Raw genomic sequence first — 20,482 nt, 5'->3', positions numbered from 1 at the left:
TTTTATACTTATGAGATATCGTGTATCTCTTCGTACGCTTGGCTTTTGTTCAGTTTTCAAAGAACTTATGATCGCTTGTGGCGACCTTTAATACTTTACCGCAACTCACTTTGAAAGTCAACATCTTTTTTTAAAATGTTTTTGCCAACAATGTGTGTCTCAGTGGCGGTAGTTAAGAATATAACACGGTCCGATTAAAACCGTCAATGTTTTTTCAAAAAATTATTTTAAAAACATATTATTATTTTCGTTCAGCAATGGCTAATGCATATTTAATACGGTCTTTGGGTGAGACAAAACGTTTATATAAACCATAGATGAGCTGATACTTTTCCCTCATCACATGTTTGACGATGTCATCGATCCGGGGATCAGATAGATCGAGTAGAATCTCTTCCATCTCTCTCTTTAGTAAGTATTCGACTTCTTGAGCTTCCTTACTCTGCAATACAACACCTAGCATAAACTGCACCCCATCCATTGACATGACTTCTAACACAATAGCATTCAGTCTTTTCTATTTCTTCGCTTTTTATTCATATCTTGTCCCGCTCCGCATAAATTGGGTATAAACAGTGAGAAGGAGCGAGGTTGGTGAAAGGAATCTGGGTTATTCAAGCGAGGAACTGGAAGTCATTATCTATTATATTAGTCGCTGCTTTTTTTGCAGCTGGTTGGATTTATCTAGAACGACACACCATGAGTGTCTTTACAACCGACAGTGGACCACAAGCCTTTTACAGATCAGAAACAGATGAAAAGAACGTTGCATTAACGTTTAATGTAAGCTGGGGAGAAGAACGATTACTGCCTATACTCGAGACACTAAAAAACGAAAAGGTAGAAGAGGCAACCTTCTTCCTCTCTGCTTCTTGGGCAGAACGCTACCCAGAGCTCGCTAGCAAGATTCATGAGAGCGGATATACGATTGGGAATCATGGCTACCAATACAAAAGCTATGATACATGGGATGCAACAAAAGTAAGTCAGGACATTCAAAGAGGTCAGCAGGTGTTAACAGAATTTGCTGAGGAGAGACCGGTTCTTCTTCGTCCGCCAAACGGAGCGTTTAATCAAGAGGTTTTAGGTATTGCAGACAAGCAAGGATTAAGCATTATTCATTGGAGTGTTGATTCAAAGGATTATCAAAACCCTGGAACGGATCAAATCATCAAGAATGTGTTAGAAGAAACAACAGCTGGTGATGTGATTCTCTTCCATGCTTCGGACTCTGCAAAACAAACGGAGAACGCATTACCCGAAATTATTAAAGAGTTAAGAAACAACGGGTTCACTTTCTCCTCTGTTGAATCCTTAATGACTGGTGCCGAGCCTGATAGTGAAGAAGTAGAATAACAAATAAGCCCGCTTCTCCAAACATTGAGAAGCGGGCTTTTCTATTTGTACCCTATGCCTTCTTTTCAGTTCCCGTCAATCGATGCAAAATCAATAGCTGCCATGTATTCGCTGCAAGGAGTGGTGTGAAATAAATCCATAACCACTTCGGATCATTCGCCGTAAGTGCCGGCACCCATTCAATGGTTGTAACGACAACAATAAAGAATACTGCAGGAATAAACGCTTGGCGATTTGTCGCCTTTGCCTTCAGTGCGGCAATCACTATTCCGTATATAAGAAGAAGAACAGGAATGATCATATACGACCATATACTTTCTCCAGATTCCGCAAAGGCTGCGTAACGTAAGTAAAATAAATCAAAGACAACAAACGCAATAATGACGACTTGAATCCGGTTCCATAAACGGACAGACTTAAAAATTCCTAGTCCAAACCGGTGTAAGGTTAAATACGCAAAGAATCCCATTTGTGCGATTAAGCTAAAGGCTGCACTGATTCCAATGGCCCAGACTGCGCCCCAAAAGAAATTTGCAAATCCCCCGCCGAGTAAACGATCGGCGTTTAATATACTACCAACAATGCCTCCGGTTAAACTTCCAACTAGCAATGTACTCCAAAATAAAAAAACGACTTTACGGCTATTCACTCGATATCCCCCAATGTCTATGTTGCTCCTCTACTCCAATTGTACCAACGACCTTTAATTGTTTCCACATCTAATCTGGAACCAATGCATAATCTTTTTTGTTTTTCCTCACATTAAGCATAGTAGATCCTAAAAGGGAGAGATATGTGTGATGAGAAAACGATATATGGCGCTTGGACTTGGTATCCTTCTACTTTTTTCTGGTTGCGCTCAACAAAATAGTGAAGGCTCCCAACCTAGCTATGATGGAACGAAAAAAATGATGGTGGATATGCTTAAAACCGATGAAGGAAAAGAAGCGATCCACGAGTTAATGACAGAAGAAGATATGCGCGAGGAATTCGTGATGGATCAGGATATGGTAAAGAAAACGATTCAGGATACATTAACTTCAGAAGAAGGCAAGAAGTACTGGCAGGAGATTTTGAAAGATCCTGAGTTTGCCAAAACCTTTGCTCAGAGCATGCAGCAAGAAAATGAGAAAATGCTTAAAGCCCTTATGAAAGATCCTGAATATCAAGCCATGCTCATTGATGTATTAAAGGATCCTGAAATGGAAAAATCGGCTTTAGAGTTAATGAAAACAAAGGAATATCGAGAGCAATTAAATACCGTGATGCAGGAGAATTTCGATAGCCCTTATTTTCAAGAGAAGCTGAATGAAATGCTTAAGAAGATAGCTGAAGAAAACAAAGCATCTGAAAAAGAAGGCAATAATGATTCAAAAGGATAATAAAAAAGCAACAAAATCACTTAAGATTTTGTTGCTTTTTCTATTAACGAAGGGGCTTGTCGAGTACCTTTTTAGCAATTTCAGTGTAGATAATACCAATTGGGTGCTCCGGTCCATAGATTGATGGAGCAAAATCATTCTCATCAATGTCAGGTTGTCCAAGCGGCACATGTCCAAGGACTTCGGTTTTTAGTTCCTCAGCAAGTCTTGTTCCCCCACCACGTCCAAAGACATATTCTCTTTCACCTGTTGTCTGGCTTTCAAAGTAAGCCATATTTTCAACGACACCGAAAATTTGATGGTTTGTCTTGATCGCCATCGTGCCAGCACGCGCTGCAACAAACGCAGCTGTTGCGTGAGGAGTGGTTACTAGGATCTCTTTTGATTGTGGAATCATCGTATGAAGGTCAAGAGCTACATCCCCTGTACCTGGTGGTAAGTCCATGATTAAATAATCAAGTTCTCCCCACTCTACCTCGGTAAAGAATTGGTTGATCATCTTTCCAAGCATGGGTCCACGCCAAATGACTGGTGCATTATCTTCTACAAAAAATCCCATGGAGATGACTTTTACACCAAATCGTTCAACTGGGAAGATCCGTTCATTATGTACAACGGGACGTTCTTCAATTCCCATCATATCAGGTACACTAAAGCCATAGATGTCCGCATCAATAATGCCGACTTTCTTTCCTAGACGGGTAAGGGATACTGCTAAGTTAACAGAAACGGTTGACTTTCCAACTCCGCCTTTTCCACTTGTAACGGAAATAAACGTCGTTTTACTGTCAGGTGAAAGCAATGCTGGCCCTTCAAATGCCTCTTCACCAAATCCGCCCTGTGCCTGGATTTCCTCTTCCGTTAGTTCAGTAAATCGCAAGCCAACAGAATCTGCGCCCTCTCCTTTTAGGATTCCGACAACCTCTTGCTGGATCTCCATCTGGTCCGATGTTCCTGTACGAGCTAACGCAATTTTCAAGCTGACATTGTTTTCTTTTATCGTGACTTCTTTGACACCGCCTGTTTCAACAATGCTTTTATTTAGATCGCGATCCCTCACGCGGTTTAGCGCTTCCATAACTGCTGATTCTGTTAACATGATTGATCCCCTCTCCTAATACCTGTCTCTAGACACAGTATAGCATAGAAGCCAAAGTGGCTTAAACCAATTTGGCTCTCTATTTCGGGGCTTCCTCACCAGAATAATAACGCAGAATCCCTTGATAAATGGATGCTGCCACGCTTTCCTGATATTCCTCCGTATTTAGTAGTTCAGCTTCCTCTGGGTTGGATAAGAACCCCGCTTCAACTAATGCGCCTGGAATATCTGCTTCCTTCAACAAGTACACATGCTGAATTGGCTTGGCAATACGATTTGTATTTTCAAGATTCCGCACCATCTCATCCTGAATAAGCTTCGCAACCACTTGATTTTGAGGATTAGATAAATGATAAAACGTCTGCGCACCTCTCCATTTAGGAGAAGGAATCGCGTTCATATGAATGCTGATAAATAAGTCCGCATCGGATTCATTTACGATCTCTACTCTACGTTTTAGATCCTCTGTTTTTCGTGTACGAATTTTCTTTGTTGCTTCGTCCGCCAAGTCCGTGTCCTCTTCTCTCGTTAATAGAACAATGGCCCCGGCTTCCTGCAAATAGTCGCGAACCTTTTTAGCAATCTCAAGTGTTGCTTCTTTCTCGAGTAGCCCTGATTCAGATACAGCTCCCCCGTCCATTCCACCATGACCTGCATCAATCACAATAACTCTCTGTGACAACGGCATATGCCACCCAATCGAACGATCACTTTGAAGCTGGTCCTGTATGATATAAAAGAGGGCCGCTGCGAACAACGATCCAATAATCACTTTCATCCACTTTACCTGCATGCCTCATCCTCCTTGTCCCGTTCCGTAAAAGTATATTGGGACAAGAATCAAATTATGAGCATGACTTCAAAGGAATTAATGTAATTTTAACCGATAGCGTTTCATCCCCGCTTGAAAGCCCCGTTGCCATAACGTATCAACATAGACGTCACTTGCAATCCCTAATGCGTCACCATATCGTTCACCTTGGTGCACCCAGCACGTTAACAGATTAAACATGTCAAAGGACAGATCTGTTAATTCATCTTCCGCACGAGATTTTGCTTGTTGCTCACTTTCACCATATTGAAGAAAACGACTATAGTTTGCACCAAGCAGGTACGAATCAATGCCAATATCCAGACTTGGATCAATTAAAAATGGTCTTTTTGCATGCTCAGTTGGAATAAGGCTAGCAAACGTTTCGTGAAATTGCTTTTCGATTTCCTTCAACGAGATCTCTTGAAGAAGTTTCCGTTCAAAGTTCCAGCGCTTCTCACGCCGTTTATCTGCCAATGTTGTGATAATCTCCACTGTGTACAACCCCTCTCATACGTTTAGTATTAGATGGGACGCATTATCACATGCAGTGGAAATCATTCCATTTTTACTCTGGTTGTTTTTGTTTAACGAGCTTTAAAGTTGCTACAATCAGAAAACTGACGATGACTAATAATAGCCACGAGCTGATTTTACCAAGATGTACTAAACTCCACATATCTGCTTGGTTTGGATATTGCCAAGCACCAAAAAAGGTGGCAATATTCTCGGCGACCCAGATGAAGAAACCAATCAGCACAAAGGATAGAGAAATCGGCATCTTGTAGACGGAATCCCCTACTTTGTAGGCGACCCAGGATCTCCAAAACAAAAGCACGACACCTCCGGATAGCCACCAGCGAAGATCAATCCAAAAGTGATGTGTAAAAAAGTTAAAATAAATGCCAGCTGCAAGAGGGACAACAAGCCAAAACGTTGGCCAGTTGACCAGTTGGATCTGGTGTCTTCTCCACGCCTGACAAAGATAACTCGCGACACTCGCATACATAAAGCCACTGTAAAGAGGGACACCCAATACTTTAAAGAAGCCTTCCTCCGGATAAGCCCACGAGCCCATATGTACCTTAAATACTTCTAAAGCAAGACCTATCAAATGGAATAATGTAATAACCTTCAGTTCACCCTTTGTTTCAAGGCCGCTTCGCACCATCCACCATTGCATACCCAGACAGATTAGAAGCAACCAGTCGTAGCGTGGTAAAAGGGGAAGTGGAATGACTTGTGTTAAAGCCAGTGAAGCAAAGATTACAACTGGGAATAAACAGGACATTGCCTGTTCAAAGCCAAAACGGGTTAGCTGAAGTGTACCTTGTAGCAGCTGAGTCTCAACTTTTTGAAAGGTTGTGTTCATCTTCTTCTCTCCTCGACAGGCTTATTTGTCACTCTTATATTCAAGAATATCCCCTGGCTGACACTCGAGCGCCTCACAAATGGCTTCGAGTGTAGAGAATCTGATTGCTTTCGCTTTGCCGTTTTTCAGGACTGAAAGGTTAGCCATGGTGATACCAACCTTTTCTGTTAGCTCTGTTACACTCATCTTCCGCTTAGCGAGCATCACATCAATATGAATAATAATTGCCATGTTGTCACCTCAAACCGTTAAGTCATTTTCTGATTTGATCTCAATTGCTTGATGGAGAAGCTTTTTAAGTACGGCTGCAAAACCCGCTATAACAGTGGATGCAAATAAAATCACTAAGCCGATTGCCAACAGTCCAGGTGCATCCTCAATTTGAGCCATTGCATATAGCAGTGGTGAGACCATAACGTAAAACACACTGATGGTTATGGCACAGATCATAATGACCCGTAAGGCACCCACTGATTCCTCTGAAAAAGCTTCTTCCTTATCAATCAATCGTAAAAGCATAAAAGCCTGGTACAATGCGATAAAAAAAGCGATCGCTGTGACGTAAAGCCCAATCATCATTGGAGCTCTCCATAAACTCAAATCATGATGGATGATGGAATGTTCACCAATGATACCAGGCACCCAAAACAGACAAAGTGCAAGGATCGGACTCCCAATCACAAAGATCGCTACCTTTAAAAATAAAGTCTCTCGTTTCATAACGAATCCACCTCGTTCAATTTATATCTGTTAAGAATATATCACGTCATTTATCGATTATCAATAAATATATTATGATTATTGATATATTTTTATTGATAATATGCTAATTGAGGGTATGCTCTGCTCCAGTGGGAACTTCCGCTAATGTTGATAAACACAAAAAGACTGATGACTCTATTACAGAATCATCAGTCCTTGTTTTCTACACTAACGCTTTTCCTGTTGTTTCTTCATAATCCTTCTTCATGATCCCCCATGACGTTTCAATAGAGTCATCTAATCCGAATAATCCACTGCGTCCAACGATATAGATGTCCGGTCCGGCTGCATCGATTTTCTTAAATGACTTGCGGTTTGAGGAGCCATCCATCTCAATTACATACTGATAGCCTTTTTCTTCACGTAGTTCCCGTAAAGCCACAATCTTATCTAGTGTGCTTTCAATAAAGCGTTGGCCAGCAAATCCAGGATCTACGGTCATAATTGTAATTTTGTCAACGAGCTCAATGTAAGGGAAAATCGTTTCAATCGGTGTTTCTGGATTTAAAACGATTCCTGCTTTTAGACCTGCATCATGGATCTGGTCAATCAAGCGGAATGCAAGACCATCTAATACTTCAGCGTGCATGCAGATCCACTCACATTTCAAATCGACAAGCTGGTTCACCCAAAAGCTCGGGTCCGTTACCATAAGGTGCGCGGACATAGGCAGGCTGCTTATTTTTCGTACTTCTTCAATAAACCAAGGAGATAACGTGATATTTGGTACATAATGACCGTCCATGATATCAATATGATAGGAATCCACATGGTCATTCAAGAACGTAATTTGTTCTTTAAATTTATCTAAATCCATGGTCATGAGCGATGGTGAAAATTCAACTTTTTTCATTTGGTGTAGCCTCCTAAAAATCTGTATCAGGTAATCTTGATGTCATCTAAATCAATATCGTCTTCTTCCACTTCTTTAGGTGTATCCATCTCTTCTTGAGATACATTTTTCTTAATAAGTGCTAGAGCAACACCTGTTACAACAACATTCACTAAAATGGCTACAGCACCTGTCCAAGGCTGAGACATGGTTGGCAGCATCAATACGCCTCCAAATGGTACGGTCGCATCGGCTCCAAGAACCATGGAAGTGGCTCCACCCGCTGCACCACCAATGGCAACAGCGATCACGCAACGAACGATGTCATTCATAACAATCGGGATAACCCCTTCAACGATATTCACAACACCCATTGGAACCGCAGACTTTAACGTTTCTCTTTCCATTGGTGTATAGATGTTTTTGCCAAACACCTTTGCTAAAAAATATGCGAGTCCAAATCCAATTGGCGTCGCCGTATTCACGAGCTGCAAGGCTGTGATTGGACCGTTAATTCCTTCTGCCTGCATGGTTAGAACAAAGGCAAATACCGTTTTGTTGATTGGACCACCAAAGTCCACTCCACTTAAGATCCCGACAATCCCACCAAATACGAGTAAGGATGAAGAACCAAGACCATTTAATGCACCAGTCAACAGATTAGTAAGAGCTGTGATCGGTACACCAATGATGTATACCATAATTAATCCACCAAGGATGGATGTGATGAATGGAACAATTAAGGTTGGCATTAAGCCTTTTGCCCATTTCGGAACAATTACTCGTTTTAGCACAGCGAGTGCTAAGAATCCGGCGATGTACCCACCTAAAATACCTCCGATGAAACCAGCACCGATTGCGTTAGCCGTAAGACCAACGATGAAACCAGGAGCAATACCCGGCTTCCCAGCAATGGAGTAGGAAATCCCTGTAGCGATAACAACAGGCAATAGACCAAGTCCAGCCCCACCCATTGTTGCTAGGGCATCCCAAATTGTGAATTGACCTTGTACTAATTCACCCTGACTCGTTCCTCCAAATGCCATACCGATGGCAATAAGAAAACCTGCTCCACAGACAATTGGAATTAAATAAGAAATTGCTGTTAATAAATGCCCTTTAAGATTTAACTGTTTAATAAGGCCCATAATCTATCCTCCTAGGTCGCTACTTAGATGTTGTTAGTTGCATAAAGCCGCTTGCACGTCTTCTGCATTGTTTGACTGAAGCATCGCCTCAATCACTTCATCGTTTCCTAATTTTCGTGCAAACAGTGATAGTAACTTAAGATGCGTTTGCGCCCCTTCGTTCTCTTTGCCAACAGCAAACAAAATAATTCCTTTTACCCCTTTGCCATCAAGTGTTTCCCACGGAATTTCTTCATTTGTAATACCAATCGCAACACCGATCTTTTTTACTGTTGCACTGTTCCCGTGAGGAATGGCAATGTAGTTCCCAATTCCCGTTTGCCCTTGCTCTTCTCTTGCATAGATATCCTTAAGAAATTCTTCTACATCTGTGATGTAGTCATTCTTTAAAAGAACCTCAGCAAGTGCTTGAATCGCTTCATCCTTTGTTTTTACATCTAGGTCTGTTTTAATGGTATTTACATCAACAATATCTTTTACTTGCATGTCTCCCACTCCCATTTCCAATGATTATTTCTGTTCGATAACCTCAGCAGCTTTTGCAATGAGTTTGTTTGGTGACTTCACCGCAATCTCGGTTGTCACTTCAATCATGCGTTTTCCTTCAAAGCGTTCTTTGCCTGCAATCTTCACGTCTGCTGCAATAATAACGATATCCGCTGCATCAATTTGTTCCTGCGATAATTCATTTTCTGTTCCGATTGTGCCTTGCGTTTCAATGTGAATCTCGTGCCCCGCCTTCTTACCTGCGTTCTCTAATTTCTCCTGTGCGATGTATGTGTGTGCAATCCCAACTGTGCATGCTGCTACTCCAACGATTTTCATATCGAATTCCTCCTAGTTTTGGTTAACTGTCCTTAGAATGTCCTGCTCGCTCATTGTTATGAGTTGTTGAACAAACTCTTCATCAGCCAAGGTCCGGGTGAACCTAGCGATGTCTTTCTTTAATTGAACGCTTTCATTTTCTGTAAGGGAGATGACAATCAGTAACTGAATGTCTTTTGTTGTCTCGTCCCAATTTTGTATCGGCTCGGCTAGGCGGATGAAGATGATTTCACTCTGCCGCGCGTAAGGACTTTCAATGTGTGGAAGCAAAACATGTTCAGCAATCATCGTGCTGCCGAGCTCTTCTCTTTGTTCTAACTGCTTAATAACCTGACTGGCATCAGTGGGTTTCTCACTTACCAAATCCGCAATAAAGCTAAATACCTCATCGCGATTATCCAGCTTACAGTCGACGTATGTGCGAATGGGAATATTACGACTCATGATAGATCGCCTCAATCTTACTTTGTAGTCGCTTCTGATCATCAAACGTAAACATCGCACTAACAAGTAGCTTGTGAATCGGCATATCCTCTTTGATTCGAATGGTACTCAGAATTAGTTCTGCATCCGGATACGTTTCCTTTACCAATTGCATATCGTGAGAAGCCACAAGTCCAACAATTTCGAGCTCCGGAAACTTCCTGGCAACCTTTGCTTTTAACAATTCTGACGTTCCAATTCCGGTTGTACACATAATTAGTGTTTTAATTGGTCGTTGATGCTGACCCGTAACAATTACCTTTGCAAAGTAAAGAGTGATAAATGCATTCTCATCCTCATTAATCTCAGGTAACCCAAACCGCCTGCTAACAGATGCTGAGACAGCTGTGACTCCTTTGAATACATCTTCATACGTGACTTTAATTTGACTTAACAAACCGTTTTTCACTCGAATTTTATAATCCAATCGGTTCAGCATCGGTTTAATATGGTTTGCCAGATCAACAAAAATGGATTGGCTTTCTATTTCGATCCCAAGATACACACTCATTTCATCAATATAAGCTTGCGTCACTTCTACAACATCAGGTGAGAAGGTTGAAGTAATGGCGAGCGAGCCTTGCATCCTTGAGGAAACAAGGTATTGATACAAAAAGTAGATCTCAATCTCTGGCAAAGAGCTATTTAAGTAGATCTCAATGTTATGAACAATGTCTCTTGCTACCGGATAAAGAATGGCATCCCTTCTCATATTCTCCTTTTCAATATCAGATACCTTATCACTAAAAAACAGTGCAGGTGCCTTTCTAGAGCGACTTAAGAGAATGTACACATGAGAGAAAATGTTTACGTTATACGGATATGGGATCGTAATGTCCAGTTCCTTTTCGATCGTTCTCAGCTGCCCTAAGATAAAGAGCACATCGTATTTGTTAAAATGAAGTTCTTCATTACTCTTCAGATCGTCCAGGTCAATCGTATGGAAGATTGGATTCGTCTGTTTGATTGCTTTTCGAATATCCGCTTCCTCACCCAACACAGCGAGCTTCCGGTCTTTCCGTTCAAGCGTCACATTAAATGCTTTTAGCTCTTCATTCATTACCTGTTCGTCATTTGAAATAACGGAATCTCCGATATAATAATCACTAAACAAATCATAGATTGGAATCGCCTTAGGTGAAGAGAGCAATAACTCCTCCATTACACGACTGCGACGCTCACTGGGAGTAACCTGAGTACCTCTATCGTTTGTATTGCTTTTCTTATAACTGATGAATGTCTCATAATCGAGTGTATATCCTCTCCCTCTTTCAGAACGGATTAAAGGGTGATCCTTATACTCATCATTAATTTTCTTAATTAACCGATACACGGTTTTTTGTGAAACATCGAGTGCTTTGACTAGCTCCTCTGAGGTTACGTAACCCTGGCTTTTAGACAAGAACAAAATGAGATCTTGTTCGCGGTTATCTTTTGTACTCACAGTCACGCCTCCCTTGTATTCATCATAATGGACAACAAAGAAAACGCTTCCTTGTTTTATGACCGTTGCAACGGTCATTTTAGTAATATTTTTCTCGGACTGTTGCTTGCTACGCTTAAGATAAGGCTTCTAGACTCCTTACTACTTTTCCAAAATGTATAGCGGCTTATGCCCATCTGCAAACAAAAAAGCTCCTATCCATAGTGGATAAAAGCTTTATCATGCGGTGCTTTTACTCTAATAGCTCTTTTTTCTTAAAGATTTGCACGGATAAAATAAGTATGAGGATCAAAACGCTTAACGTAACCATAAATGCGGGTACGAACGATGAATCCAGTTCTCCAACTAACACCATTTGCCCTGAATGCTCTGTCATTTTAGCAGGGCTAAAGCTCATCACCTCACCCATAAACGAAGTGAGTGCTGCCAGGGTAAAGACAACAAGAACGGTTAAGAACGCAACACTACCGTTCCCCTTCATGATTGTACTAAAAAAGAGTGTAATGGTCACAACAAAAGTGAGCCACAGACTATAGATCAGGACACTTTGAGCCATCCGATCAAAAGGAACCGTTCCAATCAGAAGATTTGTATAATACCAAGAAGCAATCGATCCGACAAATAAGGAAACTAACGTAATTGTGAGTAACCCTGCCCACTTAGACAAAATGTACGAGGTATAAGAGACGGGTTTAATCATGACCATGGCTGCGACTCCCGACTGTTTTTCAGCAGAAACCACACCCATTGCACTTAAAACAAGAATGAGTACACCGAGCAGCCCATAATTTGATACCACTTGAATAAATACTTCCGCACCAGTGGGAGTAGGCATCTCAAGAACGGTTCCCTCCGGCAGTCCCCCAAAGGTATCTAACAGCTCAGGCATGAAATAGGAACTGATTGGCTGCATTACGCCAAGTAAAATAAAAACGATGGGAATCCAGAGCATCTTATAATTGCGTATCATTTCAAGCAGTTCTTTTCGATAAAGAACAATCCATTGCTTCATGCCTTCACCACTTTCATAAACAGATCTTCAAGTGTCGTGTGAGCCGTTTCGAATTTACGAATAGAAAGGTTTCGCTCCACAATCTCTTTAAGTAAGACATGTTTCCCTTTTATTAAGTCGTCTAAGAGAATCTTCGCAGTGTTTCCCTGGCTATTCACTTCGGACACAAAGCTATATTCCCCTATACTTTTCAGCCACTCCGATTCTTGAGATTCAAACTCGATCTCGATCACTGGCTGTCGGTTTGACTCCATGACCTCACGCAAGCCCCCTGATACGACAATATCTCCAGCGTGCATGATTAGAATATGATCGCTTATTTCCTCTGCATCATGAAGAACATGAGTGGAGAATAGAATCGTTGTCTCCTTCTTAATCTCTCTCATCATGTCTAACACCTCACGCCTTCCGAGTGGATCCAGCGCTGAAACAGGTTCATCTAAGATGAGTAAGCTCGGACGGTGAATTAGTGCCTGCGCTAAGCCAAGTCGCTGCTTCATTCCACCCGAATATCCACCAATCCTACGTTTCATTGCATGAGTAAGTCCGACTCGTTCAAGTAACTCCATACTTCTCCTCTCGGCTTCTTTACGGTTCAGCTTAGCTAACTGACCTGCAAATACTAAAAACTCCTTTCCAGTCATCCAAGGAAAAAACGTAGGATACTGAGGCAAATAGCCAATAAACGGTCTTAAGTCAGAAATCTGTTCACCTTTGAATGTGATGGTGCCCGCTGTAGGTGCGAGCAGTCCAGATAGCATTTTTAACGTTGTTGTTTTCCCTGCCCCATTTGGACCGAGTAACGAGACGCACATGCCTTCTTCCAGCTCAAAGTCTATTCCTTTCACCGCATCCATATGCCCAAACTTTTTTCTAAGATTTCTTATTCTCATCAATCCCATTACACTGATCTCCTTCCAATAACAAAATAAAGAACGGGACCGAGAAGGTTAACGAAAATAATAACCAAGACCCACACCCATTTAGGCCCATTTGTGTTCTCTTCCTTCATACATGAAATCAATGCTATGAACATCAATACAAATTGTAAGACGATGATTGGTACAATTGCTGCCCACGGTATACCACTCAATAGTTCATCCATGTGATCCCTCCATCTTCTTTCGTTAACCGTAATACGAATAGGTCAGGAGAATCGTTCACTCTCAACAAAAAAACTTCAGGAGCCAAGTCCTGAAGCCTTTCTTTTAAATATCTTTCGTACAAATATAAGGTAAATCACTAGATACGTTGGAAATTGAATGAGACCTAAAAAGCCCCATAGCCATGCATTATGACCTCTCTTCCTTGCATCCCAAAACATCCATGAACCCTGACAGATAAGAGTGAGTGCTAAAAGAATCGCTAACCACGGAGAGATGCTACTTAATCCATTTGTATTCATTCGTGATTAACCTTCCTTCTTGGCTTATACAGAGCAATAGGTAAGAGGATTAGTCCAATCAGCTGCACATACAGAAAGACGATCGGCTCACGGTACACAACAGCCATCCCAACGGACAGAATAAAAACGGAAACAATGATAAAGACGAGCAGCTCTTTCCATTGTTTTTTGCGTACTCTTTTTTTCTCAAGCTCTACTTGTTGCTGAAACCACTGAAGATTTGGCGTAGACACTGAATGCCATTGCTCAATCTTGTCTAAACCATCACTCACTTGCTTAGCCGTCATAGCCTCTTCGCTCTCGTAAGGTTCCTGGCTGTTCTTATCATCGTTCTTCAAGACGATCCAACTCCTTTCGCACACGCTTTAACCCATTAGACACTCTAGATTTTACTGTCCCCTCTGCAATCCCCAACATCTTCCCAATCTCCTCATAGGAGTACCCATAATAATGCTTTAACACGATGGGCATACGAATCTCTACGCTGACATCGGCAAGAACATCAAGCACATCCGCCCACTCTTCATTCCGGTTTGCCGCATTCCATTTCATTTTCCTGAGCGCCTGCTCCTGCTCCATCCATTGTCTCTCTCGCTTTTTCCTGCGTTTAAGATCGATGAAAAGATTGGATGCGATCGTAATGAGCCATGAAGAGAACTTTGATTCACCATTATATAGATGAATTTTCTCCACACACTTCATCATCGTTTCTTGAGTTAAGTCCTCGGCCATTTGTGGATGAAGGGTGACTTTCATTAAATACTTTAAGAGAAACGAATAGTTTTGCTGCAACAAGGTTGAAAGTGCTAATGAATCTCCCTTTTTCGCCTTTTGTATCAAGTCCTTTTCATCCATGAGATCTACTCCATACCATCATAGTCTAGTTGTAATACGAACAGCTTAGGGGAATCGTTCATTTTTTTTATAGCTTTCTCTAAATAAAAAAACCTCCCTGCTTTAAAACACAAAGAGGAGCTTTCATCTCTTATTTATTCATCCGCTTGTTCACTTCAATTGATATAAACTCCGGCAAGTAATCAGGCGTACATCCTTTTGAAACCATGTCACCCTTATATAGACCTGTTCGCACGCCTACTTCTATACAACGTGATCGATAGGTCTCATCATAAATGCCTATCCAACCCGCAGTGAAATTCATCGCCCACTGTACTTCAGGCTCTTCCTCTGCTATATTCGCTTCAATAGCAGAGAGTAAGTATTCCGTATTATCTGGTGGCGTCTTACCCATCCATCTTAAACGAGCCTGATAGTACCAGAAAATCCTCCTTTGAAGAGCAGAAGAACTGTGCTCCCATGATTCCATTAATGCGATCGTCTTCTTATCTTTTGAAAGCTGATTCGCCATTAACCAATCTACTATATTATTTCGTTCATCTAGAGGGTGCGTCTGCATATCCCTATCAAGCTGATTAAGCATGTCTTGAGATAGGAGCTTCTTATCCATAATTAATACCGCTAACAGTCTCGCTACATACTCTCCAGATGACCAAAGTTCCATTGCCAATTCATGATCTTTCTTAATGTCCTTTGCCATCTTGCGTAGGTCGCCAAGCTTCGTCTGATGATTAATCTGAGATAGAATGGTTTCTGCATTTGATGATCGTTTCATTTCAGTGCTGTTTTTGTTATCCATCTAATACAACTCCTTATTTCTATAACTAATCATTCCTTATGACTCTTCATTCTTATTATAACAAGATACATGTTGAATCATAGCTGAATCGAAAAGCAATATCAGAAAAAGCACCGGCACAAGTCCGATGCTTTAGGTTAACAGAGAGAACATTTTTCTCTTCGCGTACTCTAGAAAAACAAGATATAACAAACTATAAACACTTAAAATAATCATAAAATGTACAACTATTTCACCATACGAAAAGACACCTTCTGCACCTGCTGCCATTAGTGCGATATAGATTAGCGCTAGTATCGTGCCGAGTAACAGTGGGATTACAAAGAATGTTGTTACCTCTTTGAAAACCAACTTTTTTACTTCCTCGCTAGTGATTCCAATTCGACGAAGCCGATTAACTCTTTCTACTTCTTTATCTACATTTGAAAACAGCTGAATGTACATCAGAGTAAACGCCCCTATAAAAAACAAGATACTAAAGAAAATCGTAACGAAGAACATCATCCCATTTGAGCTTTGAGTTGCTTCGTAGTCTTTCACTCGTGAGGTCATCTGTGTAAAATCCTCTAGATTGTACTGGTCATGAAGCTCATGTGTGGAGATTCTTGAATCATGATCTTCAAACATTTTATCCAGATGAGTGAGTGCGTCCCCCGACTGTTTCCATTCAGCTATATTGATCAAATTAGCTGTTGCTTCTAACCCTTCTAATTTTATCTTTATCCTCTCAAATTCAGATTGATTCAGAATAAACACTTCACTTAATACGGTGAGTCCATTAAAAACTCTTTCATTGATTATACGTTTAGAAGCGTACTCGTTATGAAGTGGAATGTGCAAGCCTTCATCATATGGAGTATTAATCTCTTCTAAAAGAGAAGTTTCGTTTAACAAATAAAAAAACTGATTGTCCTGTAAGGTAAATTGGTTTGAAGTGATTTGATTAAAGTCTGTAAGTGACATAAACGTGTATCGTTCGATTCCGAAATAAGTCTCTTGAGTATAAGAGAAAAGAGGGATAGAATACTTTTCTTGCACAGTTGCTCCATGTTCGTGCAATATTGACTGGACTTCAGGGAAGGGTATAGTGCTCGTTGTTTCCGTCTGAATGTAGCCAATATCAAAAGGGTTATTTTCAATCACTTTCTTTTCTGTCAGTGAATACTCTGTTGCTACAATTGTACTATACAAAAGAGTAACCATAATCATAACCGTTGTGAGGAAGATGATAAATGTGAGTTGTTTATATTTATAACTTAAATTTGTTAGAAACAGTAGATGGCGATGATAGAACTGTTTGCATTCTTTTAAAAACATTATGATCAGGTTTGTAAATTGATATAAGACTAAATACAAGCCTAAAAAAGTCATCATTGGCCAAAGAAAAAAAGTTCCTTCTGTAATCGTACCGATCGACATAAAGTACAGACCAACAAATGAACTTAGGATGAAGATGGTCCCAATGAGACCTATTCCTACACTTCTCTTTGATCGATTCTCTGATGCCTTGTCTTCTTTCAAATTCTCAACAGTATTCCTATTAACCGTTACATAAAGTGAATGTCCTACTATAATGCTGAAAATGAAAAGAAATGAAATGACCGAAAAGGTTATCATCGTTGCATTTACATGATAGTACATGTCTTCTGTGTTCAGGACTTTTGTTAATAATGAGAAGAATAGTTTTGACGAACCCATCCCTACTACTATTCCAGTGACTAGTGCAATAATGGCTATTGCACCATTTTCAAATACAATTAATCTAAAGATATCCCGTTTGCTCATTCCTATTGTCATGAACAAGCCAAATTCACGATTCCTCTTTTTCATAAACAGTTGATGTGAATAGATCATTAAAAACAGGATGAAAACCATAAGTGTAGCAGCGGGTATGGTTAATTCATGTTGAATCAATCCCAATTGTCTCATTTCTCCGACATAATCATTAAAAAAAATGGCCGTAAACATAAAAAGAAATATAACTGCAAAGCTATGACATACAAGATTGTATATGTACCGCTTGTAGTGATATCTAGTCATTTTCCAAATGATCTGATTAAATGTCATGTTACACCCGCCCTAATTGAGCAAGGTTTTCCATAATGACATTCAAAAATGCTTCTTTACTTCCACCATTTTTAGAAATAAAAGAATGTATGGTGCCATCATTAATAAAGTAGACTTTTTCACAATAGCTCGCTGCAAAAACATCGTGAGTCACCAATAAAATCGTCGTATGTAGCTTTGTCACGATGTGGTCAAAGTACTCCATAATAACGGCTGAAGACTTAGAATCTAAATTCCCTGTTGGTTCATCAGCAAATAGGATCTGCGGATTATTAACTAAAGCACGACTCACGGCCGTTCTTTGTTGCTGACCTCCTGAAATATGGTAGGGATATTTATTTAAAATAGCTTTGATATCAAATAAACTAGCAAGCTCATCTACTCTTGCTTCCATGTATAGGTTGCTTTTCTTCTCAAGTATCATTGGAAGCATGATATTTTCTTTCACTGTTAAACTCTCTAGCAAATTAAAATCTTGAAAGACAAAACCTAGTTGCTTCCTGCGAAATTCAGCTGAAGCATCCGCCTTTAGATTGCTAATTGCTTGTTCTCCAATGATAACCTCGCCCGAAGTTGGCTGATCCATCCCACTTAAGATGTTTAGCAAGGTTGTTTTACCACTTCCAGATGGTCCCATGATAGCTATAGACTCGCCTTTTTGTACTGTAAGAGTAATACCGTTTAATACCTTTATCTCCTCTTCGTCATGCTCATTCTTGTAAGCTTTGAAGATCTGTTTAGCTTCTAAGGTATTCATCTCAAACTCTCCTCTTTTCCCTTTTCTGGAATAGGTCCCTTTAATAACTAATCATACTTTATAATTGAATATTTATTAACAAACAAAATAAAAAAAAATTGGCAAAAGTCCAATGCTTTCGGTTAAACAATTGGTAGGAAAGAAGGTAAAAGTAAGTCATCTTATATAGTAGATTTTAAAAGTCACTTTTAATGAAGTTCGAGGAAATCAAAATACACAACAAAAACCCTCTCTGCTCCAAGGAGCAAAGAGGGTAAACATTGATATAGCAAGTATATTAACGTTTTGAGAACTGAGGTGCGCGACGTGCTGCTTTAAGACCGTATTTTTTACGTTCTTTCATACGTGCGTCACGAGTTAAGAATCCTGCTGATTTAAGAGCTGGACGGTTGTCAGGATCAACTTTAAGAAGTGCACGAGAGATACCGTGACGAATTGCACCAGCTTGACCAGTGAATCCACCGCCGTCTACGTTTACGTGTACATCATATTGTCCTACTACGTCGATCTCGTTAAGTGGTTGCTTAACGATAAGCTTTAGTGTTTCAAGACCAAAATACTCATCTAGAGAACGTCCGTTTACTACGATATTTCCATCACCGGGAACAAGGCGTACACGAGCAGTAGAGTGCTTGCGGCGACCTGTACCATAATATTGTACTTGAGCCAATGTAATACCCTCCTATCGATTAACCGCGAAGTGTGTAAACTTCTGGTTTTTGAGCTTGATGTTTGTGTTCGTTACCTGCGTATACGTGAAGCTTCATACCTTGAGCACGGCCAAGAGTATTTTTCGGAAGCATTCCTTTAACAGCTAGTTCGATCATACGCTCTGGCTTGTTGTTACGCATGTCGTTAGCAGTTGTCTGCTTAAGACCACCTGGGTGGTTTGTGTGGCGGTAGTAGATCTTACCGTTTAGTTTGTTACCTGTTAGTTCAATCTTTGAAGCATTGATTACGATCACGAAATCACCTGTATCGATGTGAGGTGTGAAAGTTGGTTTGTTTTTACCACGTAGAATTGATGCTACTTCAGAAGCCAAACGACCAAGTGTTTGTCCTTCTGCATCAACGATATACCATTTGCGCTCGACTTGACCTGGCTTTGCCATATATGTTGTACGCATGGATTGTCCCTCCTAAGAACGTATTTTTCTTTATTCGTTGTTCATTGAATGTATATTGGTTACTTACCATTCCGTAACCCGGGGCTAGTGGGTCTTAAGAATTACCATTTAACATCATATAATATCTAGCAAGCAAAGTCAATACCATCTTGTAAAAACTCTGCCGGGTGTTTCATGAATTCTGACCCTGTTGAAACAAAGGCTCCGCATACGTTACAGACCATAAATAAAGCCCGTCCGCTGGTGCGGTTTTCCCTGCTGCGCTTCGATCCTCTGCTGCAATGATTCCTTCCATATCAGCCGGACTCCTCTTCCCTGTCCCAACCTCCAGTAACGTCCCTACAGCAATTCGTACCATGTTGTATAGGAAACCATTACCTTCGAGAATAAATTCGAGCTCACGTCCATCCTGGATGATCTCGCATCTTGTCACAGTCCGAACCTTGTCCTGAACGGATGTGTTTGCAGCACAAAATGAACTAAAGTCATAGGTGCCTACGATCAACTGGGCAGCTTCTCGCATCGCTTCAAGATTAAGTGATACAGGTACATACGTAGCACGATTTCTCATAAAAACGTCTTCCTGCGTCACTACCTTGTAACGGTACTGTTTCCCGGTTGTGCTGAATCGTGCATGAAAGGACTGCGTGACGTGCTGACTTGCTGCAATTCGAATATCTGCGGGAAGCAATGGATTCAGAGCCTTTGGCCACCTGTCCTCTGGAATACTCATGGGACTGTCAAAATGAATGACTTGACCCACCGCATGGACGCCTGCATCCGTTCGTCCAGAAGCAACGACCTTAACAGGGGTTCCACGATGAAGCTTTGTAAGAGCACGCTCAAGCTCTTCCTGAACCGTTCGTCCATTTGGTTGCACCTGGTATCCAGCAAAAGAGGTTCCTATATACTCAACCTTACACGCAATTCGTTGCATACGTCCTGC

At 40.8% G+C, this 20,482-nt stretch carries 27 protein-coding genes; 2 read left to right on the top strand and 25 right to left on the bottom strand.

The genetic code is table 11. The annotated features are described in order from the left end of the window. Nucleotides 1-241: 241 nt before the first annotated feature. Entirely contained in the window at nt 242-463 is a 222-nt protein-coding gene (locus JNO66_RS19830) for a hypothetical protein (RefSeq protein ID WP_203090943.1), read from the bottom strand. A gap of 131 nt (nt 464-594) precedes the next feature. Here JNO66_RS19830 and pdaB point away from each other — a divergent pair, with 131 nt between their 5' ends. Further along, nucleotides 595-1,356 (top strand): polysaccharide deacetylase family sporulation protein PdaB, encoded by a 762-nt coding sequence (pdaB, locus tag JNO66_RS19825; protein ID WP_203090938.1) that lies wholly within the window; start codon nt 595-597, stop codon nt 1,354-1,356. A 52-nt stretch (nt 1,357-1,408) separates the two neighbouring features. Here the strand turns inward: pdaB and JNO66_RS19820 are convergent, their stop codons facing one another. Next, nucleotides 1,409-2,005: a KinB-signaling pathway activation protein gene (locus JNO66_RS19820; protein ID WP_203090937.1), complete on the bottom strand. Its 597-nt coding sequence runs from the start codon at nt 2,003-2,005 to the stop codon at nt 1,409-1,411. Between the two features lie 151 nt (nt 2,006-2,156). Between JNO66_RS19820 and gerD the strand changes: the two genes are divergently transcribed. After that, nucleotides 2,157-2,738 carry a spore germination lipoprotein GerD gene (gerD, locus tag JNO66_RS19815; protein WP_203090942.1) on the top strand — a complete coding sequence of 194 codons (582 nt, stop codon included), beginning with the start codon at nt 2,157-2,159 and terminating at the stop codon, nt 2,736-2,738. A 43-nt stretch (nt 2,739-2,781) separates the two neighbouring features. On the opposite strand, the gene JNO66_RS19810 is transcribed toward gerD, so the two are convergent. The 23 genes from JNO66_RS19810 to truA form a co-directional block, all read right to left on the bottom strand. Next, nucleotides 2,782-3,837 (bottom strand): Mrp/NBP35 family ATP-binding protein, encoded by a 1,056-nt coding sequence (locus JNO66_RS19810; protein WP_203090936.1) that lies wholly within the window; start codon nt 3,835-3,837, stop codon nt 2,782-2,784. Between the two features lie 79 nt (nt 3,838-3,916). Further along, on the bottom strand, nt 3,917-4,630 hold the full coding sequence (gene cwlD, locus JNO66_RS19805) for an N-acetylmuramoyl-L-alanine amidase CwlD (RefSeq protein WP_203090935.1): 714 nt from the start codon (nt 4,628-4,630) through the stop codon (nt 3,917-3,919). Between the two features lie 75 nt (nt 4,631-4,705). Continuing rightward, nucleotides 4,706-5,143, bottom strand: coding sequence for a DUF2521 family protein (locus JNO66_RS19800; protein WP_203090934.1), 438 nt, complete (start codon nt 5,141-5,143; stop codon nt 4,706-4,708). A 73-nt stretch (nt 5,144-5,216) separates the two neighbouring features. After that, nucleotides 5,217-6,020, bottom strand: a complete 804-nt coding sequence (locus JNO66_RS19795) for a DUF817 domain-containing protein (RefSeq protein ID WP_203090933.1) — start codon at nt 6,018-6,020, stop codon at nt 5,217-5,219. 21 nt (nt 6,021-6,041) lie between these two features. Then, nucleotides 6,042-6,251 (bottom strand): helix-turn-helix domain-containing protein, encoded by a 210-nt coding sequence (locus JNO66_RS19790; RefSeq protein WP_203090932.1) that lies wholly within the window; start codon nt 6,249-6,251, stop codon nt 6,042-6,044. 9 nt (nt 6,252-6,260) lie between these two features. Continuing rightward, a complete protein-coding gene (locus JNO66_RS19785; RefSeq protein ID WP_203090931.1) occupies nt 6,261-6,740 on the bottom strand; it encodes a DUF2975 domain-containing protein in 480 nt (159 codons plus the stop codon). 205 nt (nt 6,741-6,945) lie between these two features. Next, nucleotides 6,946-7,635, bottom strand: coding sequence for a D-allulose 6-phosphate 3-epimerase (gene alsE, locus JNO66_RS19780; protein WP_203090930.1), 690 nt, complete (start codon nt 7,633-7,635; stop codon nt 6,946-6,948). Nucleotides 7,636-7,661: 26 nt separating this feature from the next. Beyond that, entirely contained in the window at nt 7,662-8,762 is a 1,101-nt protein-coding gene (locus JNO66_RS19775; protein WP_203090929.1) for a PTS fructose transporter subunit IIC, read from the bottom strand. Nucleotides 8,763-8,795: 33 nt separating this feature from the next. Beyond that, nucleotides 8,796-9,248 carry a PTS sugar transporter subunit IIA gene (locus JNO66_RS19770; protein ID WP_203090928.1) on the bottom strand — a complete coding sequence of 151 codons (453 nt, stop codon included), beginning with the start codon at nt 9,246-9,248 and terminating at the stop codon, nt 8,796-8,798. Between the two features lie 24 nt (nt 9,249-9,272). After that, nucleotides 9,273-9,587: a PTS fructose transporter subunit IIB gene (locus tag JNO66_RS19765; RefSeq protein ID WP_203090927.1), complete on the bottom strand. Its 315-nt coding sequence runs from the start codon at nt 9,585-9,587 to the stop codon at nt 9,273-9,275. Nucleotides 9,588-9,599: 12 nt separating this feature from the next. Beyond that, on the bottom strand, nt 9,600-10,031 hold the full coding sequence (locus JNO66_RS19760; RefSeq protein ID WP_203090926.1) for a PTS sugar transporter subunit IIA: 432 nt from the start codon (nt 10,029-10,031) through the stop codon (nt 9,600-9,602). Continuing rightward, nucleotides 10,021-11,514 (bottom strand): BglG family transcription antiterminator, encoded by a 1,494-nt coding sequence (locus tag JNO66_RS19755; protein WP_203090925.1) that lies wholly within the window; start codon nt 11,512-11,514, stop codon nt 10,021-10,023. Before JNO66_RS19755 ends, JNO66_RS19760 begins: the two co-directional genes overlap by 11 nt. Nucleotides 11,515-11,746: 232 nt before the next feature. Further along, nucleotides 11,747-12,526: an ABC transporter permease gene (locus tag JNO66_RS19750; RefSeq protein ID WP_203090924.1), complete on the bottom strand. Its 780-nt coding sequence runs from the start codon at nt 12,524-12,526 to the stop codon at nt 11,747-11,749. Next, on the bottom strand, nt 12,523-13,419 hold the full coding sequence (locus tag JNO66_RS19745; RefSeq protein ID WP_307730748.1) for an ABC transporter ATP-binding protein: 897 nt from the start codon (nt 13,417-13,419) through the stop codon (nt 12,523-12,525). The genes JNO66_RS19750 and JNO66_RS19745 overlap by 4 nt, the downstream gene beginning before the upstream one ends. An 8-nt stretch (nt 13,420-13,427) precedes the next feature. Continuing rightward, nucleotides 13,428-13,631, bottom strand: coding sequence for a PLD nuclease N-terminal domain-containing protein (locus tag JNO66_RS19740; RefSeq protein ID WP_203090922.1), 204 nt, complete (start codon nt 13,629-13,631; stop codon nt 13,428-13,430). 296 nt (nt 13,632-13,927) lie between these two features. Next, complete coding sequence (locus tag JNO66_RS19735) at nt 13,928-14,269, bottom strand: YxlC family protein (RefSeq protein WP_203090921.1); 342 nt, start codon at nt 14,267-14,269, stop codon at nt 13,928-13,930. After that, nucleotides 14,256-14,786: an RNA polymerase sigma factor SigY gene (sigY, locus tag JNO66_RS19730; protein ID WP_203090920.1), complete on the bottom strand. Its 531-nt coding sequence runs from the start codon at nt 14,784-14,786 to the stop codon at nt 14,256-14,258. Before sigY ends, JNO66_RS19735 begins: the two co-directional genes overlap by 14 nt. A gap of 130 nt (nt 14,787-14,916) precedes the next feature. Continuing rightward, nucleotides 14,917-15,585: a DNA alkylation repair protein gene (locus tag JNO66_RS19725; RefSeq protein WP_203090919.1), complete on the bottom strand. Its 669-nt coding sequence runs from the start codon at nt 15,583-15,585 to the stop codon at nt 14,917-14,919. 132 nt (nt 15,586-15,717) lie between these two features. Further along, nucleotides 15,718-17,652: an FtsX-like permease family protein gene (locus tag JNO66_RS19720; protein ID WP_203090918.1), complete on the bottom strand. Its 1,935-nt coding sequence runs from the start codon at nt 17,650-17,652 to the stop codon at nt 15,718-15,720. Nucleotide 17,653: 1 nt separating this feature from the next. Then, the gene (locus JNO66_RS19715; RefSeq protein WP_203090917.1) at nt 17,654-18,409 is read right to left on the bottom strand and encodes an ABC transporter ATP-binding protein; all 756 of its coding nucleotides are present in this window, start codon (nt 18,407-18,409) and stop codon (nt 17,654-17,656) included. Nucleotides 18,410-18,686: 277 nt separating this feature from the next. Continuing rightward, the gene (rpsI, locus tag JNO66_RS19710; protein WP_203090916.1) at nt 18,687-19,079 is read right to left on the bottom strand and encodes a 30S ribosomal protein S9; all 393 of its coding nucleotides are present in this window, start codon (nt 19,077-19,079) and stop codon (nt 18,687-18,689) included. Between the two features lie 19 nt (nt 19,080-19,098). Then, nucleotides 19,099-19,536, bottom strand: a complete 438-nt coding sequence (gene rplM, locus JNO66_RS19705; protein ID WP_203090915.1) for a 50S ribosomal protein L13 — start codon at nt 19,534-19,536, stop codon at nt 19,099-19,101. Nucleotides 19,537-19,708: 172 nt separating this feature from the next. Further along, nucleotides 19,709-20,473 carry a tRNA pseudouridine(38-40) synthase TruA gene (gene truA, locus JNO66_RS19700; RefSeq protein WP_203090914.1) on the bottom strand — a complete coding sequence of 255 codons (765 nt, stop codon included), beginning with the start codon at nt 20,471-20,473 and terminating at the stop codon, nt 19,709-19,711. Nucleotides 20,474-20,482 lie beyond the last annotated feature (9 nt).

This window comes from Alkalicoccobacillus gibsonii (assembly GCF_016798245.1).
GTDB classification, from domain to species: Bacteria; Bacillota; Bacilli; order Bacillales; family Bacillaceae_D; genus Alkalicoccobacillus; species Alkalicoccobacillus gibsonii.
This window is presented reverse-complemented; position numbering and strand designations above follow the sequence as displayed.

Bases quoted from the DNA above. Each gene is read 5' to 3' on its own strand.
- JNO66_RS19790 (WP_203090932.1), bottom strand. From the start codon at position 6,251: ATGGCAATTATTATTCATATTGATGTGATGCTCGCTAAGCGGAAGATG.
- JNO66_RS19725 (WP_203090919.1), bottom strand. From the start codon at position 15,585: ATGGATAACAAAAACAGCACTGAAATGAAACGATCATCAAATGCAGAA.
- rplM (WP_203090915.1), bottom strand. From the start codon at position 19,536: ATGCGTACAACATATATGGCAAAGCCAGGTCAAGTCGAGCGCAAATGG.
- JNO66_RS19770 (WP_203090928.1), bottom strand. From the start codon at position 9,248: ATGCAAGTAAAAGATATTGTTGATGTAAATACCATTAAAACAGACCTA.
- JNO66_RS19745 (WP_307730748.1), bottom strand. From the start codon at position 13,419: ATGAGAATAAGAAATCTTAGAAAAAAGTTTGGGCATATGGATGCGGTG.
- alsE (WP_203090930.1), bottom strand. From the start codon at position 7,635: ATGAAAAAAGTTGAATTTTCACCATCGCTCATGACCATGGATTTAGAT.
- JNO66_RS19785 (WP_203090931.1), bottom strand. From the start codon at position 6,740: ATGAAACGAGAGACTTTATTTTTAAAGGTAGCGATCTTTGTGATTGGG.
- JNO66_RS19810 (WP_203090936.1), bottom strand. From the start codon at position 3,837: ATGTTAACAGAATCAGCAGTTATGGAAGCGCTAAACCGCGTGAGGGAT.
- JNO66_RS19795 (WP_203090933.1), bottom strand. From the start codon at position 6,020: ATGAACACAACCTTTCAAAAAGTTGAGACTCAGCTGCTACAAGGTACA.
- JNO66_RS19830 (WP_203090943.1), bottom strand. From the start codon at position 463: ATGCTAGGTGTTGTATTGCAGAGTAAGGAAGCTCAAGAAGTCGAATAC.
- sigY (WP_203090920.1), bottom strand. From the start codon at position 14,786: ATGGATGAAAAGGACTTGATACAAAAGGCGAAAAAGGGAGATTCATTA.
- JNO66_RS19775 (WP_203090929.1), bottom strand. From the start codon at position 8,762: ATGGGCCTTATTAAACAGTTAAATCTTAAAGGGCATTTATTAACAGCA.
- JNO66_RS19715 (WP_203090917.1), bottom strand. From the start codon at position 18,409: ATGAATACCTTAGAAGCTAAACAGATCTTCAAAGCTTACAAGAATGAG.
- JNO66_RS19765 (WP_203090927.1), bottom strand. From the start codon at position 9,587: ATGAAAATCGTTGGAGTAGCAGCATGCACAGTTGGGATTGCACACACA.
- JNO66_RS19760 (WP_203090926.1), bottom strand. From the start codon at position 10,031: ATGAGTCGTAATATTCCCATTCGCACATACGTCGACTGTAAGCTGGAT.
- JNO66_RS19740 (WP_203090922.1), bottom strand. From the start codon at position 13,631: ATGGATGAACTATTGAGTGGTATACCGTGGGCAGCAATTGTACCAATC.
- gerD (WP_203090942.1), top strand. From the start codon at position 2,157: ATGAGAAAACGATATATGGCGCTTGGACTTGGTATCCTTCTACTTTTT.
- JNO66_RS19720 (WP_203090918.1), bottom strand. From the start codon at position 17,652: ATGACATTTAATCAGATCATTTGGAAAATGACTAGATATCACTACAAG.
- cwlD (WP_203090935.1), bottom strand. From the start codon at position 4,630: ATGCAGGTAAAGTGGATGAAAGTGATTATTGGATCGTTGTTCGCAGCG.
- truA (WP_203090914.1), bottom strand. From the start codon at position 20,473: ATGCAACGAATTGCGTGTAAGGTTGAGTATATAGGAACCTCTTTTGCT.
- JNO66_RS19750 (WP_203090924.1), bottom strand. From the start codon at position 12,526: ATGAAGCAATGGATTGTTCTTTATCGAAAAGAACTGCTTGAAATGATA.